17 protein-coding genes are annotated in these 16992 nt (G+C 70.5%); 5 read left to right on the plus strand and 12 right to left on the minus strand.

All coding sequences use genetic code 11. From position 1 onward, the window contains the following. On the plus strand, positions 1–448 hold a 448-nt coding region (locus tag AB0J58_RS33830; protein ID WP_364223594.1), incomplete at its 5' end, for a chitinase. Positions 449–588: 140 nt separating this feature from the next. On the opposite strand, the gene AB0J58_RS33835 is transcribed toward AB0J58_RS33830, so the two are convergent. Genes AB0J58_RS33835 through AB0J58_RS33860 form a run of 6 tightly spaced genes read right to left on the minus strand, consistent with a single transcriptional unit; the run spans position 589 to position 7136 of the window. Then, positions 589–1761, minus strand: a complete 1173-nt coding sequence (locus tag AB0J58_RS33835; protein WP_364223596.1) for a lipid-transfer protein — start codon at positions 1759–1761, stop codon at positions 589–591. A gap of 16 nt (positions 1762–1777) precedes the next feature. Beyond that, positions 1778–2182 carry a MaoC/PaaZ C-terminal domain-containing protein gene (locus AB0J58_RS33840; RefSeq protein WP_343973127.1) on the minus strand — a complete coding sequence of 135 codons (405 nt, stop codon included), beginning with the start codon at positions 2180–2182 and terminating at the stop codon, positions 1778–1780. Then, entirely contained in the window at positions 2182–3306 is a 1125-nt protein-coding gene (locus AB0J58_RS33845) for a bifunctional MaoC family dehydratase N-terminal/OB-fold nucleic acid binding domain-containing protein (protein WP_364223598.1), read from the minus strand. Before AB0J58_RS33845 ends, AB0J58_RS33840 begins: the two co-directional genes overlap by 1 nt. Then, entirely contained in the window at positions 3303–4457 is a 1155-nt protein-coding gene (locus AB0J58_RS33850; RefSeq protein ID WP_364223600.1) for an acyl-CoA dehydrogenase family protein, read from the minus strand. Before AB0J58_RS33850 ends, AB0J58_RS33845 begins: the two co-directional genes overlap by 4 nt. Next, positions 4457–5542, minus strand: a complete 1086-nt coding sequence (locus AB0J58_RS33855) for an acyl-CoA dehydrogenase family protein (RefSeq protein WP_364223602.1) — start codon at positions 5540–5542, stop codon at positions 4457–4459. Before AB0J58_RS33855 ends, AB0J58_RS33850 begins: the two co-directional genes overlap by 1 nt. After that, on the minus strand, positions 5526–7136 hold the full coding sequence (locus AB0J58_RS33860) for a long-chain-fatty-acid--CoA ligase (protein WP_364223604.1): 1611 nt from the start codon (positions 7134–7136) through the stop codon (positions 5526–5528). The genes AB0J58_RS33855 and AB0J58_RS33860 overlap by 17 nt, the downstream gene beginning before the upstream one ends. A gap of 296 nt (positions 7137–7432) precedes the next feature. On the opposite strand from AB0J58_RS33860, the gene AB0J58_RS33865 reads away from it, so the two are divergent. From AB0J58_RS33865 to AB0J58_RS33880, 4 genes are all read left to right on the plus strand, one after another. Further along, a complete protein-coding gene (locus tag AB0J58_RS33865) occupies positions 7433–8041 on the plus strand; it encodes a TetR family transcriptional regulator (RefSeq protein WP_343973295.1) in 609 nt (202 codons plus the stop codon). 127 nt (positions 8042–8168) lie between these two features. Further along, on the plus strand, positions 8169–9326 hold the full coding sequence (locus AB0J58_RS33870; protein ID WP_364223606.1) for a steroid 3-ketoacyl-CoA thiolase: 1158 nt from the start codon (positions 8169–8171) through the stop codon (positions 9324–9326). 25 nt (positions 9327–9351) lie between these two features. After that, on the plus strand, positions 9352–10368 hold the full coding sequence (locus AB0J58_RS33875) for an MBL fold metallo-hydrolase (RefSeq protein ID WP_364223608.1): 1017 nt from the start codon (positions 9352–9354) through the stop codon (positions 10366–10368). Between the two features lie 37 nt (positions 10369–10405). Next, positions 10406–11080: a FadR/GntR family transcriptional regulator gene (locus tag AB0J58_RS33880; protein WP_364223610.1), complete on the plus strand. Its 675-nt coding sequence runs from the start codon at positions 10406–10408 to the stop codon at positions 11078–11080. Positions 11081–11137: 57 nt separating this feature from the next. Here AB0J58_RS33880 and AB0J58_RS33885 read toward each other — a convergent pair whose 3' ends face one another. The 6 genes from AB0J58_RS33885 to AB0J58_RS33910 form a co-directional block, all read right to left on the minus strand. Further along, positions 11138–11587 (minus strand): hypothetical protein, encoded by a 450-nt coding sequence (locus AB0J58_RS33885; RefSeq protein ID WP_364223612.1) that lies wholly within the window; start codon positions 11585–11587, stop codon positions 11138–11140. Then, positions 11577–12179 (minus strand): hypothetical protein, encoded by a 603-nt coding sequence (locus AB0J58_RS33890; RefSeq protein WP_364223614.1) that lies wholly within the window; start codon positions 12177–12179, stop codon positions 11577–11579. The genes AB0J58_RS33885 and AB0J58_RS33890 overlap by 11 nt, the downstream gene beginning before the upstream one ends. Positions 12180–12269: 90 nt before the next feature. After that, entirely contained in the window at positions 12270–13199 is a 930-nt protein-coding gene (locus AB0J58_RS33895; protein ID WP_364223616.1) for an aldo/keto reductase, read from the minus strand. Positions 13200–13323: 124 nt separating this feature from the next. Next, positions 13324–14337 carry an ABC transporter permease gene (locus tag AB0J58_RS33900; RefSeq protein ID WP_364223618.1) on the minus strand — a complete coding sequence of 338 codons (1014 nt, stop codon included), beginning with the start codon at positions 14335–14337 and terminating at the stop codon, positions 13324–13326. Next, positions 14337–15830, minus strand: a complete 1494-nt coding sequence (locus tag AB0J58_RS33905; protein ID WP_364223620.1) for a sugar ABC transporter ATP-binding protein — start codon at positions 15828–15830, stop codon at positions 14337–14339. Before AB0J58_RS33905 ends, AB0J58_RS33900 begins: the two co-directional genes overlap by 1 nt. Next, positions 15830–16888, minus strand: coding sequence for a sugar ABC transporter substrate-binding protein (locus tag AB0J58_RS33910; protein WP_364223622.1), 1059 nt, complete (start codon positions 16886–16888; stop codon positions 15830–15832). Before AB0J58_RS33910 ends, AB0J58_RS33905 begins: the two co-directional genes overlap by 1 nt. Positions 16889–16992 lie beyond the last annotated feature (104 nt).

Here is a 16992-nt window from a genome sequence, read left to right on the forward strand (position 1 = left end):
GCTCGGCCCCTTTCAATCGCGGGAGGTCAGCGTGAGCCAGCAGGACGACGAGCCCAGGTTGAACATCCGCATGCAGGCGGCGTTGCCCGCCGGTCAGGCGGCCTACTACGGGCGCGGCCCGATCCAGCTGAGCTGGAACTTCAACTACAAGGCGGCGGGCGACGCGCTCGGCATCAACCTGCTCGGCAACCCGAACCTGGTGCAGAACGACGCGGCGGTGGCCTGGAAGACCGCCCTGTGGTACTGGAACACCCAGAACGGCCCCGGCACGATGACGGCGCACAACGCGATGGTCAACGGCCACGGCTTCGGCCAGACGATCCGCAGCATCAACGGCGGCCTGGAGTGCGACGGCAGGAACCCGGCGCAGGTGCAGAGCCGGATCAACGCCTACCAGAGCTTCACGCAGATCCTCGGCACCACCCCGGGCGGCAACCTGAGCTGCTGACCGGCGTCGAGACGTCCCGCCGGACGGTGACCACCCGTGTGCGACCCACACGCGTGACACGAAGGGCGCGGCCCACCGGCCGCGCCCTTCCCGCGTTCGTTTTCCTCCGGGCCCGCCCGGCCGCCGCGAGCGGCGCCGGGTCAATCCGCCGACAGGACCAGCCCGCTGGTCGGCACCCCCGTGCCCGCGGTGACCAGCACGTTGCGTACCGAGGCGAGCTGGTTGGCCGAGGTGCCGCGGATCTGCCTGACGGCCTCGGCGATGCCGTTCATCCCGTGGATGTACGCCTCGCCGAGCTGGCCGCCGTGCGGGTTGACCGGCAGGCGGCCGTCGATCTCGATGCCGCCGTCGGCGACGTAGTCGCGGGCCTCGCCGCGCCCGCAGAAGCCCAGCTCTTCCAGCTGGGTGAGCACGAACGGGGTGAAGTGGTCGTACAGGATGGCCGCCTGCATGTCCGAGGGCCCGAGCCCGGACTGCTGCCACAGCCGACCGCCGACCACCCCCATCTCCGGCAGGCCCGTCATGTCGTCGCGGTAGTAGCTGGTCATGGTCATCTGGCCGGCGCCCGCGCCCTGGGCGGCGGCGGCGATCAGCGCGGGTGACCTGCGCAGGTCCCTGGCCCGCTCGGCGGAGGTGACCACCAGCGCCACCGCGCCGTCGCTCTCCTGACAGCAGTCGAGCAGGTGCAGCGGCTCCGCGATCCACTTCGACGCCTGGTGCTCCTCCAGTGTGATCGGGCGCCCGTGGAACCAGGCGGCCGGGTTGGTGGCGGCGTGCCTGCGCATGGCCACCGCCACCCTGCCGAAGTCCTCGGAGGTGGCGCCGTAGGCGTGCATGTAGCGCCGGGCGAACATGGCGACCCAGGCGGCCGGGGTCATCAGCCCGTACGGCAGGTGCCAGCTCAGGTCCAGTCCGTGGGACGTGGGCTCGCCGCCGATCCCGGGGTTGGGCTGGCCGAACCTGCGTCCGGAGCGCTCGTTGAACGCCCGGTAGCAGACCACGGTCTCGGCGACCCCGGTGGCCACGGCCATCGCCGCGTGCAGCACGGTGCCGCAGGCCGCGCCGCCGCCGTAGTGGACGCGGGAGAAGAACGACAGGTCGCCGATGCCCACCTCGCGGGCCACCGAGATCTCCTGGTTGGCGTCCTGGGTGTAGGTGACGAGGCCGTCCACGTCCGAGGGCGCCAGGCCCGCGTCGTTGAGCGCCGCGAACACGGCCTCGGCGGCGAGCTGGAGCTCGGACCGGCCCGACTGCTTGGAGAACTCGGTCGCGCCGATGCCGGCGACGGCCGTACTCCCGGAAAAGGAGACCACGCTGGTGAGGGCCTTTCTACGGGAGGGCGAACCTGACGGTGCCCGAGGCGTGGTCGCCGAGGCTGACCCCGCCCCGGACCTCGACCGTGAACTCGCCGTCCTCGCAGGCGAGGACGGTACCGCTGAAGACCAGCCGGTCGCCCGCGTACGCGGGGACGCCGAGCTTGACGTTGATGCCGCGGATGATCGCCTCGGGTCCGGCCCAGTCGGTGACGTAGCGCTCGACGAGGCCCATCGTGGTCAGGATGTTGAGGAAGATGTCCTTCGACCCCTGTGCCCTCGCGCCCTCGACGTCGTGGTGGACGGGGGTGAAGTCCATGGTCGCGAGCGCGGTCGAGACGACCACGGTGGGGGTCAGCTCGATCGCGAGCTCGGGGAGGACGGCTCCGACCCGCACCTCGTCGTCGGTAAGTGTCCGCATCACGCCTCCCGGGGGACCCACATGGGCAGGATCAGCTCGTCGTCCATCTGGCGATACGTCAGGCGCACCGGCATACCGATACCCACCCGCGAAGGGGCGCAGTCCACCACGTTGCCCACGATCCGCACACCTTCCGGCAGTTCCACCACCGCGACCACGAAAGGCGTCCTGATTCCCGGTACCGGAGGGTTGTGGTGGACGACGTAGCTGTAGACCTCGCCCTCACCGCTCGCCGTCACATGCGTGCGGGCGGCCGAGCGGCACGAGGGGCAGACCGGCCCCGGCGGGTGGCGGAGCTCGCCGCAGTCGGCGCACTTCTGGATCCTGAGCTCACCCTCGGCCGCCCCCTCCCAGAAGAAGGCGGTGTCGGCGTTGACCGCGGGTCTCAGCGGGTACGGCCTGCGGGCGGGCGCGTCCTCGTCGTTCCCGCCCGCCGCGGGTGTGCCCTCGGGTGTCGAAAGCGGGTCCTTGCCGACCGCCGACCCGTTCCCGTCCGTCGCGGCCCCGCCCCCGCCGGTCGCGGACGAACCGGTCGCGGACGCGCCCTTGGCGGCCGACGTCCCGTTCCCCGCGGGCTCCTTCGCCCGCTCCCTGGGCCGGAACTTCAGCACCCGGAACAGCATCTCGGCCACCGCCTCGCCGGCCACGTACCAGGTGACGTTCCAGGTGACGAAGTAGCCCTCGCCGAGCGCGGTCCGCTTCGGGCCGGCCAGGCCGGTGAACCGGGTGGCCGGAACCGGGGACTCGCCGAGCCTCAGGTAACGGTGGTAGGTCTGTTCGCAGTTGGTGGCGACCACGCCGGTGTAGCCGTTGCCGTCCAGCATCGCGAGCACGGCGTCGACCGGGGTGCCGGTCTGCCTGCGGTCCCGGTTCACGCCGGGCATGGTCCATACCTGGATCATCGCCGGTGGCGCCACGATCTGCCCGTGCACCCCGGCCGCGGCCGCCGCGGGGTCGGTGTAGATCGGGTTGGCGTCACCCAGGGCGTCGGCCCAGTGCCGGATCATCGGGGCGTTCACCGGGTCCGCCGCCGCGGCACCGAGCACCTCGCCCGCGGCGATCTGCCGCTCGGCCAGGGCGGTGAGCCGCTCGTGCAGGCCGGTGGGCTCCGCCGTCGCGGTCATCGGGGCGGCCTCGGCAGGCTCAGGCCGAGCATGGCGATGAGCTCGCGCTGTACCTCGTTGACACCGCCGCCGAAGGTGAGCACCAGCCCGCCCTTGGCACCGCGGTCGACGCGCTCCATCAGGTCGGCGGTGCCGGGGTCGGACGGGTCGCCGAACCGGGCCAGCACCTCGCCGACGATCCGGCCGACGTCCTGCAGCCGCTCGGAGCCGTAGACCTTGGTGGCCGAGGCGTCGGGGGCGCCCAGCCAGCCGAGGTCCATGTTGGCCGCGACCTGCCAGTTCAGCAGCTCGTTGGTACGGAAGTAGGCGTAGACCTGGCCGAGCGCCCTGCGTACCGCGGGTTCCTCGATCGCGCCGGTACGGCGGGCCCAGGCCAGGAACCGGTCGTAGGTGTGCGCGATGTTGCCCGCCGGGCCGAGCGTGACCCGCTCGTGGTTGAGCTGGTTGACGATCAGGTCCCAGCCCTTGTTCTCCTCCCCCACCACCATGTCCACCGGCACCCGGACGTCGGAGTAGTAGGTGGAGTTGGTGTGGTGGCGCCCGTCCATGGTCAGGATGGGCGTCCAGGAGAAGCCGGGGTCGGCGCAGTCGACGATCATCATGGTGATCCCCCGGTGCTTCTTCGCGTCCGGGTCGGTGCGGGCGGCGAGCCAGATGTACTGGGAGTAGTGCGCGCCCGAGGTGAAGATCTTCTGCCCGTTGACCACGTAGTGGTCGCCGTCGCGGACCGCGGTGGTGCGCAGCGACGCCAGGTCGGTGCCCGCCCCCGGCTCGCTGTAGCCGATCGCGAAGTGGCACTCCCCGGCCAGGATGCGCGGCAGGAAGAACTCCTTCTGCGCCGCCGTGCCGTACTGCATGAGGGTCGGCCCGACGGTCTGCACCGTGATGATCGGGTACGGCACCTCGGCGCGGGCGATCTCGTTGGCGAAGATCTGCTGCTCCAGCGGGCCGTACCCGCCGCCGCCGTACTCCTTGGGCCAGCCGAGGCCGAGCTTGCCGTCGCGGCCGAGGTTGCGGCAGTGCTCCATGTAGGCGTGGCCGAACGGGTCGGTGGAGATCTTCTTGCGGTCGGCGGCGGTGAGACAGGTCTGGAAGTACTCGCGCAGCTCGGCGCGGAGCCGCTGCTGCTCGGGAGTCAGGTCGATCAGCATCAGACGAGCGCTCCGATCATGTCGAGCCGGGCTTCCACCCCGCCCAGCAGGTGGGCGTGGTGCTTGCCCCAGGCGAAGTAGCGGTGCAGCGGGTAGGTCACGTCCACGCCGATCCCGCCGTGCAGGTGCTGGCAGGTGTAGAGCGCCCGCAGCGCCTGGTCGGTGACGGTCAGCGCGCCGACGGCCAGGTCGGCGTCGGCCTCGGCATCGGCCCCCTCGGCCAGCCGCCACGCCCCTGACCAGACGGCCACGTCCAGCGCCCGGCCGGCGATGTAGACGTCGGCGATCTGCACGGTGACCGCCTGGAACTCGGCCAGCGCCCGGTCGAACTGCCTGCGCGTCCTGATGTACTCGGTGGTGAGCGCCAGTGCTCCGGCCAGCACTCCGGAGGCGACCGCGATGTTCCCGGCCAGCACCAGCCTGCGCAGGCCGTCGGCCGCGACACCGTCCTCGGCGCCGACGAGCTCGCCGGGAGTGCCCGCCAGGCTCAGCGCGGCGGCCGGCTCACCGGTGGCGAGCGTCACCCGGTGCTGTGTCGTCTCGGCGGGGTCCACCAGGAACAGGCCGACGCCCGTCCCCGTGGTGGCCGGAACGAGGATCCTCGCGGCCTGGGCCGCGTAGGGCGTCGTGGTCTTGGCGCCGTGCAGCACCCAGCCGGAGCCGTCCTCGCGCGCGGTCGTGGCGGGCGGGGCGCCGAGGTCTCGACCCGGCTCGGACGGCGCGGCGGCCAGCGAGATCTCACCGTCCGCCAGCGGGGCCAGTGCCTCGCGCTGCTCGCGGGAGCCGTACCTGGCGATCACCTGCGCGCTGACCAGGCTCTGCTCCGCGGGGACCGGCGCCACGTGTGCGCCGATCTCCCGCAGGACGACCGCCAGCTCCACCGGACCCAGCCCGGCCCCGCCGGCCTCCTCCGGCAGGCAGACGCCGAGCAGCCCCGCCTGGGCCAGGGATCGCCACAGGGCCGCGTCGTAGGGGGCGCCGCTCTTCTCGTGGGCTTCGAGCCTGGCCGAGGTCACCTCCCTGCCGAGGAGGTCGACCGCGAGCTCGCGCAGGTCGGTCTGGGTCTCGTCAAGATTGAAATCCACTGGCGCTCCAGGGTTGCCGTCGGCCGTGCTGGATGAACTCGTCGTCGATGCCCCGGGCGTCCTCGGGGGTGAGCGGCCGCCAGGACGCCTGCCCGGGTGGACGCCACCAGACGGGGTCGCCGGTGTGCCATGCCTCGGTGGCGAGGATCCGCTTGATGACCTTGTTGGACGCGGTCTGCGGCAGTTCCTCACTGATCCGGATATATCGGGGTATGGCCTTGGGGCCCACGTCCTTCCTGCCGGCCAGGAAGCCCGCGAACGCCTCGGGGTCGAAGCCGTCCCGCAGCACCAGGGCCGCCATCACCTGGTCGCCCGCCGCGGCGTCCGGCACGGGGTAGACGGCCGCCTCGACCACGCCGGGGAACTCGCGCACGACCGCCTCTATCGGCGCGACCGCCAGGTTCTCCCCGTCCACCCGGAGCCGCTCGGTGCCCCGCCCGGCGAAGAACACGTAGCCGTCGGCGTCGGCGTAGGCCAGGTCCCCCGACCAGAACGCGCCCCGCCTGACGCGCTCGCGGTCGGCCTCGGGGTCGTTGTAGTAGCCGTCGAACAGGCCCAGTCCCCGGGTGTTGACCAGTTCCCCGATCGCCTCGCCCGCGTTGAGCAGCCGCCCGTCCTCGAAGACCCCGACCGGGCACCTCTCCCCCGTGGCGGGGTCGCGGATCTCGACCTCCTCGGGGAGCCTGCCCAGACATCCCGGCGGCCCGGACGGGGCGGGGGTGATCGAGATCGCGGTCTCGGTCGACCCGAACGCGTCGATGACGTGGCAGCCGAAGCGCTCCCCGAACCGGCTGACCGCGGTGGCGCTGCCCTCGTTGCCGAACGCGATCTTGAGGGTGTTCTCCGCGTCCGAGGGCTCCGCCGGGGTGGCCAGCACGTAGGAGAGCACCTTGCCCACGTAGTGCAGGTAGGTGACCCCGTAGCGCCTGACGTCGGGCATCAGGCCCGAGGCCGAGAACCTCCGCCGCAGCACCAGCGCCGCCCCCGACGCCACCGCCGGGGCGTACGCGGCCATGATCGCCCCGGAGTGGAAGAGCGGCATCGAGCAGTAGACGACGTCCTGCGGCGACAGCATCGCCGCCAGGCTCGTCCCCGGAACCGCGATCTTCCGCTGCGTGATCTTCACCGCCCTGGGCCGTCCCGAGGTCCCCGACGTGAAGATCAGCATCGTCAGCGCGTCCTCGCGGACCGGGCCCGCCGAAGGGGCGGGTGACGGCCGGGAGCGGGCCGACTCCGGATCGCGGAGCGCGGCGAGGTCGGCCGCGAGGGTGGCGTAGCCGGGCTCGTGCAGGATCAGGTCGACATGGGTCGCGTCCGCGTCGCGGGCGAGTTCGGCGGCGCTCCTGGTGGTGTTCAGCGCGACGATCACGTGGCCGGAGAGCGCGGCCCCGCCCAGCAGGAACAGCATCTCGGGAACGTTGTCGAACAGCACACCGACGTGCAGGTTCCGGCCCCGCGCGTCCAGCAGGGCGGCGCGGGCCCGGCATTCGGCGACGTACTCGCGCCAGCTCCAGGTCCGCTCCTCGAAGAGCAGTCCCGGCCGGTCGTCGTCGGCGCGTCGCGCCAGCAGCCCCGCCAGTGTCTCTTCGGACATTGCGCCTCCCGCCAGGATGCCCAGGCCAGCTGCTCCGAAAAGTAGAACAGATTCTATTCTGTGTCCAGAGCCGGCCGATCACAACACCTCACCGGATAACCGCGATACCGCATATGCCGTGTAAGCGCGGGGCGTCTTTGTGACCGGCGAGTAACCCACCGGAGCATCCGGAAATCAGATAACGTGTTCTCATGCGTACCCCGCATGTGTCCACCGACGTGCCGGTCACCCCGCACGCGGCCGACAGGCCCGTCCCGAGAGACCTCGATCCGGTCACGACCGAGAAGACATCCGGCATGCAGAGCGAACCGGCGTCCACGGGCGTCCGCACCAGGAGCCAGCACCAGCGGCGCAAGCGCATCGTCCAGGCCGCCGCCGCTCTCGCCTCGCGGGGTGGCGTCGAGGCGATGCAGATGCGGACCGTCGCCGAGCGCGCCGGGGTCGCACTGGGAACGCTCTATCGATACTTCCCCTCCAAGATGGATCTCGTCGTCGCCGTCGTGGGCGAGGAGATCGACCTCCTCGAAAGCAGCATCGAGCGCCGCCCGCCCAGCGCCACCGCGGCCTCGGGGCGGGCCGTCGACATCCTGATGCGCGCCACCCGCGGCCTGATGCGCGAGCCCGAGCTCGCCGACGCGCTCATCCGCTCGCTGATCATGGCCGAGGTCGAGACACCGTTCGGCGACCGGATGACCGGACTGCTGCTCCGCGTCGCCGGAGACGACCTCACCGTCGACACCGCCACCGAGGAGCAGTTCGCCCTCGCGGGCTCGCTGTCCAGCATCTGGGTGCACGAACTTCTGGAGATGCTCAGGGGACGCCGCACCTACGAGCAGATCCAGCGGCGCATCGAGATCGCCGCCGAGCGCCTGCTCGCCGATTTCCACCCCTCTCCTTCCGCGTGAAACTAGAACCCGTTACAGTCGCATTGACAGGCGACTAGAGCTACATTCTGGAGCGACGCGCGAGCAGGGCGAGCGGGAGCGGTCGCCCGGTGGCCGCGAGCTCCGAGCCGGCGGGCGAGGAGATCGTATGGGTGCAGTGATCGTCGAAGCCGTGAGAACCCCGATCGGCAGGCGCAACGGATGGCTCGCCGGACTGAAGCCGCAGGCGGTCCTCGCCGCGGCGCTGGGTGGTCTGATCGACCGGGCGGGCATCGACCCCGCCGCCGTGGAACAGGTCTTCGCCGGGTGCGTCACACAGGCCGGTGAGCAGGGCGGTCATGTCGGGCGACACGCCTGGCTGTATGCCGGCCTGCCGTACCAGGCGGGCGTGACCACGATCGACGCGCAGTGCGGCTCCGCCCAGCAGGCCGTGCACCTGGTCGCGGCGCTCATCTCGGCAGGCGTCATCGACGTCGGCGTGGCCTGCGGCGTCGAGGTGATGAGCCGGGCGCCGCTCGGCTCCAACGTGCTGCCCGCCCGGCCCCGGCCCGACGACTGGTCCATCGACCTGCCCGACCAGTTCACCGCGGCCGAGCGGATCGCGCGACGGCGCGGGCTGACCCGCGAGCGGCTGGACGGGTTCGGCGCCAGGTCCCAGCGGCTCGCCGCGACGGCGTGGGCCGAGGGCCGCTTCGACCGGGAGGTCGTCCCGGTGACCGCGCCGATCCTCGGCGAGGACGGGCGGCCCACCGGGGAGACCCGGGTCGTCAGCAGGGATCAGGGGTTGCGCGAGACCACGCTCGAAGGACTGGCCGGGCTCAAGCCGGTGATGGGCGAGGGCGGCATGCACACCGCGGGCACTTCCTCGCAGATCTCCGACGGCGCGGCGGCGGTGCTGCTGATGAGCGAGGAGGCCGCCGCCCGGCACGGCCTGCGCCCCAGGGCCCGCATCCTCGCCCAGGCGCTCGTCGGCGCCGAGCCGTACTACCACCTGGACGGACCGGTGGACGCGACGGCCAAAGTCCTGTCCGCCACCGGGATGACCATGGAAGATATCGATAGGTTCGAGGTGAATGAGGCTTTCGCAGCGGTGGTCTTATCCTGGTCATCGGTGCACAAGCCGGACATGGAACGGGTCAACGTCAACGGTGGTGCCATCGCACTCGGCCATCCGGTCGGCGCGACCGGTTCCCGGCTGATCACCACCGCCCTGCACGAGCTTGAGCGGTCCGACTCCTCGACCGCACTGGTATCGATGTGCGCGGGCGGGGCGCTCGCGACCGCGACCGTCCTGGAGCGCCTTTGATCGGCGCCGGTAAGGAGCAGCACCCTTGAAATCCCGCCGCAGGCCGTACAGCGAGCAGCGTCCGTTCGACACCGGTGGCGGTGTGTGGAGCGTGCCCGTCCCGATTCCCGGCAACCCGCTCGGCTACACCCTGGTCTACGCGATCGAGTCCCCCGCCGGGCCGGTGCTGATCGACGCGGGCTGGAACGCCCCCGAGGCGTGGCTGGCCCTGCGCGACGGGCTGAGCGCGGTCGGCATGGACGTACGCGACGTGCGCGGGGTGGTCGTCACCCACTTCCACCCCGACCACGCCGGGCTGGCCGGGCAGGTCAGGGAAGAGTCCGGCGCGTGGATCGCCATGCACGAGGCCGACGCCGAACTGGTCAGGTTCATGCGGGAGGTCGAGGGCGACGCGCACCGCGACCTCCAGGCCGACATGCTGCGCCGCGCGGGGGCGGGCACCGTCGAGGTGGAGGAGGTGACCGGGAACCGGCCGAAGCCGCCCGCGCTGCCGGACCGCGTCCTCTCCGACGGCGACCTGATCGACCTGCCGGGGCGCAGGCTCCGTACGATCTGGACCCCCGGCCACACGCCGGGCCACGTCTGCCTGCACCTGGAGGACGCCGACCGGCTCTTCACCGGCGACCACGTGCTGCCGGCGATCACCCCGCACATCGGCATCTACCCGTACGACCGGGCGGACGTCGACCCGCTCAGTGACTTCCTGGAGTCGCTGGAGAAGGTGAAGGGTCTGGGCGAACTCGAAGCCCTGCCCGCCCATGAATGGATATTTCCAGACACGGCGGCTCGGGCGGCGGAGATCGGCATCCACCACGAGGAGAAGCTCCAACGGCTGGCCACACTGCTCGCCGAGGCTGCGGAGCCGCTGACCATCTGGGAGATCGCCGGGCGGATGACCTGGAACCGCCCCTGGGAGGACTTTCCTCCCATGCTTCGCGGGATGGCGGCCGGGGAGGCCGCGGCGCACCTGCGCACCCTGGAGGCTCGCGGGATCATCCGCCGCGTGACGGGGGTGGATCCGGTCCGGTTCGCCATACACTAGACATCGGATGTCTGGCGAAACCTGAGGACGGTGCGGAGTGGCGGTCACCGACGCCGCTATCGACAGGATCAAGCAGATGATCCTGTCCGGCGAGCTCGCTCCGGGCAGCAGGCTGCCCAAGGAGGCCGATCTGGCCGACCGGCTCGGCCTCTCGCGCAACTCCCTGCGCGAGGCGGTCAGGGCACTGGCCCTGATCAACGTGCTGGACGTACGCCAGGGCGACGGCACGTACGTGACCAGCCTGGAGCCGAGACTCCTGCTCGACGCCATGTCGTTCGTGGTCGACTTCCATCAGGACGACACGGTGCTGCAGTTCTTCCAGGTCCGCCGGATCCTGGAACCCGCGGCGACCGCCATGGCGGCGACGTACATGTCCGAGTCGGAGGTGGCCGAACTCCGTAAGATCCTCGACGCGCTGCCCATCGACCCGAGCGTCGAGCAGCTCGTCGCCAACGATCTGGAGTTTCACCAGCGCATCGCGGCGGGCTCGGGCAACGCCGTGCTCTGCTCGCTCATCGAGAGCCTCTCCGGACCTACCACCAGGGCCAGGATCTGGAGGGGCCTCACCCAGGAGAACGCCCTGGAGAAGACCCGCGAGCAGCACACCGCGATCTGCGACGCCATCGCCGCCCGCCAGCCGGAGGTCGCCCGTGCCTGGGCGACCGTCCACATCGCCGGCGTCGAGGACTGGCTCCGCAACGCCCTCGCCTGACCGGGTCCACCACCGGTTTCCCACCCTCGTCACGGGGGCCGGCCCAGGTGAGAGCGGTCAGCTCGCGTGCTTACGCCGACGAGGAACCTTGGCAAGGTCACGACAACGAGCCACCAGGTCGTCGATTTCCGGCAGGTTCGGACAGGCGCCGTCATCGTCACAACAGGCGGGTTTGGTGCGTTCGCCCACAGGTGGCGTGTCCAGCCCGCACGCCTCCCACAGCGAGGTGTAGACATCATGCGTCCGGTTACGCTCGTCATGAGGTCCTAACATCAAAACCCATGAACGGCCCAGGTTTCCAAACGCGACCACGACGCGCATGGCGCCTCTCAAATGCTTGACGCACAACCGGCTCACCGGAATCTCTCCGGTAAGCCGGTACCCGAGGGCCATGCAGCCTCGTGCTTCCAGGTCATTGACGAAAGCGACGAAGGCCTTCAGATCCGCTCCACGCAAAGTCTCAGCCTGCTTCTCCGCGAGAACGGAGAGATAGACCTCAGTCTTCATCGGCGGCTGGTTCGGAGTTCCTGGAACTCCACTCTGCCTTGATCTCTCGCCACGGACGGCCCTCGCCCTGCCTCATCTGCCGAAGACCTTCGGCCAGTTGGTCGTTCTCCAGAAGCCCCCGGTCCTGCAGTCGGTACCAGACCGCCTTGGCAAGATCGCGGGTACGGCCGACCTGGCGCAGATCCTGAACGAGCGTTGCCACGGCGTAAAGACGTTCGGCCTCAAGCATCAATCGGGGTTTTCCCTTGACCTCGACGAGCAGCCCTTCCCTCACCCATGAGCGAACCGTCTTCTCATCAACACCGAGGATCTTCGATGCGACCGTCGCCCGCACCGGCTCGGCATGAACGAGCAGGTCATGAACGACTTCTCTGACCGTGTCACGGGTGTCGGTCTCACGGGTGCTGGCAGCCACTCCGTCCAGCCGCTGCGCTTGATCGAACAAAGCCAGCGCGGCCTGCTCCTCGACCTCTTTCCTGCGAGGGGCCTGTGTTGCACCGGCCACCTCGTGATCGCGCTGCACCGAGATCGCCCGGTGCTTTCGCTTCTTGACCGCTCCCGCCGGAGATTTCCCGGGCTTGGCATCAGCCATGAGGGACCTCCCTTCCCACCTCATGCTACTCCCTGTTTCTGGCTCAAAATCGGGAATCAGCCAGATCGCAGCCTCCCCGCCGGGACATGCTCAGGAGATCAGGCCCTCGGCGGCGAGGTCGGCCCAGAGGCCCTCGGGGACGGGGCAGGCGGTCAGGGCGGCGTTGCGGGTCACCTCGGTGGCGGAACGGGCGCCGACGACGACGGTGGCGACCGCCGGGTGGCGGAGCGGGAAGGCCAGGGCCGCCTGGGGCAGGGTGACGCCGTGCCGGTCGCAGACGGCGGCGATCCGGCGGGCGCGCTCCAGGAGCGGGCCGGGGGCCGGCGCGTAGTCGTAGGTGCCCGACGGGTCGTGGGTGGCCAGCAGGCCGCTGTTGAACACCCCGGCGGCGAGCACCGAGACGCCGCGCCCGGCGCAGAGCGGCAGCAGCTCGTCGGCGCCCGACTGGTCGAGGAGGGTGTAGCGCCCGGCGAGCATGACCATGTCGACGCCGGTCTCGCGGACGAACCGAGCGAGCATCCCCGCCTGGTTCATGCCGACCCCGATCGCCTTGACGACCCCCTGGTCGCGCAGCTCCGCCAGGGCCGGGTACGCCTCACCGACCGCCTGCTCCCAGTGGTCGTCCGGATCGTGGATCAGCACGATGTCGACCGCGTCGAGGCCGAGCCGCGCCAGGCTCTCCTCCAGCGACCGCCGGACCCCGTCGCGGGAGAAGTCCCACACCCGGCGCAGGTCGGCGGGGACGTCGAAGCCCTGCTCATCCCGGCCGAACGGGCCTTCGGCCGGGACGAGCAGGCGGCCGACCTTGGTGGACAGGGTGTAGGAGTCACGGGGCCGGTCCGCCAGGGCGGCGCCGAGCCGCCGCTCCGACAGGCCGAGCCCGTAGTGCGGCGCGGTGTCGAACAGCCGGATGCCCGCCTCGTAGGCCGCGTCCACCGCCGCCCGCGCCACGTCCTCGCCGACCTCGGAGAACAGGTTCCCGATCGGGGCCGCACCGAAGCCGTACCTGCTGACCTGCACCTCTTGCTCCGTTCTGGACGGCTTGATGTTTCTGGTACGGGAGTGATGCTTCTTGGCTCTCGCGCAGTCCGAGGTATCCGCCCGGGTCCGCGCGTCCCGCCCGGAGGAGCGGGACCGCGACACGTCAGTCCTGGGCCTTGCCGCCCGCCAGGCGACTGATCATCAGGGCGACCAGGATGATCGAACCGTAGACCAGCTGCTTCCACTCACCGGGGACGCCCTTCAGGGTCAGGATGTTCTCGACGAGGCCGATCACCAGGACACCGGTGAGCGCGCCGAGGATCGTCCCCTTGCCGCCGTCCATGCTGACGCCGCCGATGACCGCGGCGGCGAAGGCCATGAAGATCCAGCCGACGCCCTGGTTGGCGCTGATGCCGCCCAGGCGACCGGTCTCCAGCACGCCGGCCAGCGCGGCGACGATCCCGCCGATGACGAAGACGACCCAGACCACCCGCTCGACCCTGACGCCCGCCGCGCGGGCGGCGTCGGCGTTGCCGCCGATGGCGTAGAGCGAGCGGCCGACCCGGAAGTAGCCGAGCGCGACGATGGCCACCGCGAAGAGCGCGCCGACGATCCAGATGGCCGCCGGCAGGCCGAGCCAGGTGGCGCTGCCCAGGTAGAGGAACGACTCGGGCAGCTCGAACAGGCTCTTGCCCTGGGTGAGCCCCAGGTGGAGTCCGTGCACGACGATCATCATGGCCAGCGTGACGATGAACGCCGACAGCTGGAACCGCATGATCAGGAAGCCGTTGAAGGCGCCGACCAGGCCGCCGACCAGCAGGCAGAGCGGGATCGCCAGGATGCCGGGCAGCTCCAGGCCGAACCCGTCGGCCGCCACCGGGATGACCAGCATCACGCCGACGGCGGGAGCCATGCCGACCGTGGACTCCAGGGACAGGTCGAACTTCCCGGAGATCAGGATCATCGCCTCGGCGAGCACCACCAGCGCCAGGGCCGACTGCTGCTGAAGCACGTTGGTCAGGTTGCCCGGGGTGAGGAAGATCGGGTCCACGAAGGAGCCGGCGATCAGCAGCACGACGATCACCGGGACCAGGGTGAGGTCGCGGAACCGCCCGAGCTGTATGCGGCGGCCCAGGGGGGCGGCCGACACGGGAGAGGAGGTCTTCGTCGTGGTCATCAGTGGTCGATACCTTCCATCGCCGCCACCAGCTCGTTGTCCGTCCAGCCGCGCGGCACGTTCTTGACGATCCTGCCGTGGAACATGACGAGGACGCGGTCACAGATCCGCAGGTCGTCGAGTTCGTCGGAGACCAGCACGGCCCCCGCGCCCCGGTCGGCCGCGTCCTCCACCGCACCGAGCAGGGAGTGCTTGGCCTTGACATCCACCCCGGCGGTCGGGTTGATGACCACGAGCGCGCGGGGGTCGTCGGCGAGCGCCCTGGCCAGTACCACCTTCTGGGCGTTGCCGCCGGACAGGTCGGCCACCGGCTGGTCGGGCCCCGTCGTCTTGATGTCCAGCTGTTCGATCATCCGGGCACCGTGCTCGCGGCGGCGGGCCGGGGACACCGCGCCGAAGCGGCCGAGCTTGTGGGCGATCGGGATGGTCGCGTTCTCGGCGATCGAAAGCAGCGGGACGAAGCCCTGGTGGTGCCGGTCCTGGGGGACGAACCCGAGCCCCGCGCGGAGTGCGGAGGGCACGTCGCCCTGCTTGATGTCGGTGCCGTTGACGGTCACCGTCCCGGTGTCGGCCCGTTGCAGGCCGACCAGGGTCTCGGCGAGACCGACCTTGCCGCTGCTGCCCGAGCCGGCCAGGCCGACGATCTCGCCCGCGCGGACGTCCAGGTCCACGTTCTGGTAGCGGCCGGCGAGGCTGAGCCCCCGGGTGGACAGCACCACGGGGGCCGAAGGGGCGAGGGGGCGGGTGCGGTACTCGTAGGCGGCGGTGGCCTCGCCGGTCATCGCGTCGACGAGCCGGTCGTGCGGCAGGTCCTCGACCGCGGCGGTGACGATGTGCCGGGCGTCGCGGAAGACCGAGACGCTCTGGCAGATCTCGTACACCTCCTCAAGGTGGTGGGAGATGAACATCATCGTGACGCCCTGCTCCCGCAGGGAGCGCATCCGGTCGAAGAGCCGCTGGATGGCGGGACCGTCGAGCTGGGCGGTGGGTTCGTCCAGGATGATGAACCGGGCGCCGAACGACAGTGCCCGCGCGATCTCCAGCAGCTGGCGCTGCTCGACGCCGAGGTCCCCGGCCATGGTCTCCGCGTCGACGTCCACGCCGTACTGCTCCAGGAGCCGCCGGGCACGGGTGCGCAGGGACCGCCAGTTGATCCTGCCTCGCTCGGTCTGGCGGTTCAGGAAGAGGTTCTCCGCGACGGAGAGCGTGGGGATGATCGTCGACTTCTGGTAGACGCAAGCGACGCGCTGCCGCCAGGCGTCCCGGTCGGCCGGCGGCGGCGCGGGCTGCCCGGCGAAGCGGACCTCGCCCTCGTCGGGGCGCTGCAGCCCGGTGAGGATCGACACCAGGGTGGACTTGCCCGCGCCGTTCCTGCCGATCAGCGCGTGCGTCTCCCCTTCGGTGATGGCGATCTCGGCGCCGTTGAGAGCGGTGGTCGGGCCGAAGCGCTTGGTGATCCCAAGCGCCTCGACCGCCTTGACGGAAGAAGTCATCACTTGACCTGGTTGCCCCAGAGAGCCTGGTCGTCCACGTTCTCCTTGGTGACCAGCGGGGCGGGAAGCTGGTCCTCCAAGCCGTTCGGCAGCTGGATGATCGTGCTGTCGTGGTCGGTGGGGCCGGGCTGGAAGGTCTTGCCGTCGATCGCGGCCTTGGCGTAGAAGAGCGCGTACTTGGCGTAGAGGTCGGCCGGCTGGGAGAGCGTGGCGTCGATCTCGCCCTTGCGGATGGCCTCGAACTCCTGCGGGATGCCGTCGTTCGAGATCACGAAGACGTGCTTGGGGTCCTCCGGCGGCGCGATCAGGTTCTTGGCCTTGAGCACCTGGATGGTGGGGGCCAGGTGGACGCCTCCGGCGTGCATGTAGACGCCCTTGATGTCCGGGTGCTGCTCAAGGCGGGTCTGCAGCATCGAGGCGGCCTTGGTGCCCTCCCACTCGGTCGGCTCGTTGAAGACGGTGATGCCGGGAAACTTCTCCTTCATGCAGGCACCGAACGCCTCGGCCCGGTCGCGGCCGTTGATCGACGAGAGCGCGCCCATGAGCTGGACGACCTTGCCCTTGCCGCCGAGCTTCTCGCCGAGGAACTCGCAGGCCTTGGTGCCGTACGCCTTGTTGTCGGCCCGCACGACCATGTAGACCTTGCCCTTGTCGGGGCGGGTGTCCACGCTGACGACCGGGATGTTCTTGTTCTCCAGGTTCTGCAGCGTGGAGGCGATCGCGCCGGTGTCCTGCGGGGCCATGACGATCGCCTTGGCGCCCTGGCCGGACAGGGCCTGGACGTTGGCCACCAGTTTGGCCACGTCGTTCTGCGAGTTGGTCGGCGGCATCAGGTCGACGCCGAGCTCGGATGCCATCTGCGGGATGTACTTGTTGTAGGAGTTCCAGAAGTCGGAGTCGGCCCGGGGGAAGTCGATCCCGACCTTGCCGCCCGTGGCGCCGGCCTCGCCGGCGGGCTGGGCCGCGCCGGTCCCGGTGGACTCCGACGATCCACAGGCGGAGAGGGTGAACGCGATCGCGAGCAGCGCCGCACCTGTCGCCGCGGGGCGGATTTTCATGCTTTTGCCTCTATTCGGGGGGATGAATTGCTTTTAGAGCGATATCTCATCTGGCGGGATGGCTCCCGCCGTCGATCCGTCGTGACCCGCGCTAGTCCGGGCCG

Source organism: Streptosporangium sp. NPDC049644 (assembly GCF_040675205.1).
GTDB lineage: Bacteria > Actinomycetota > Actinomycetes > Streptosporangiales > Streptosporangiaceae > Streptosporangium > Streptosporangium fukuiense.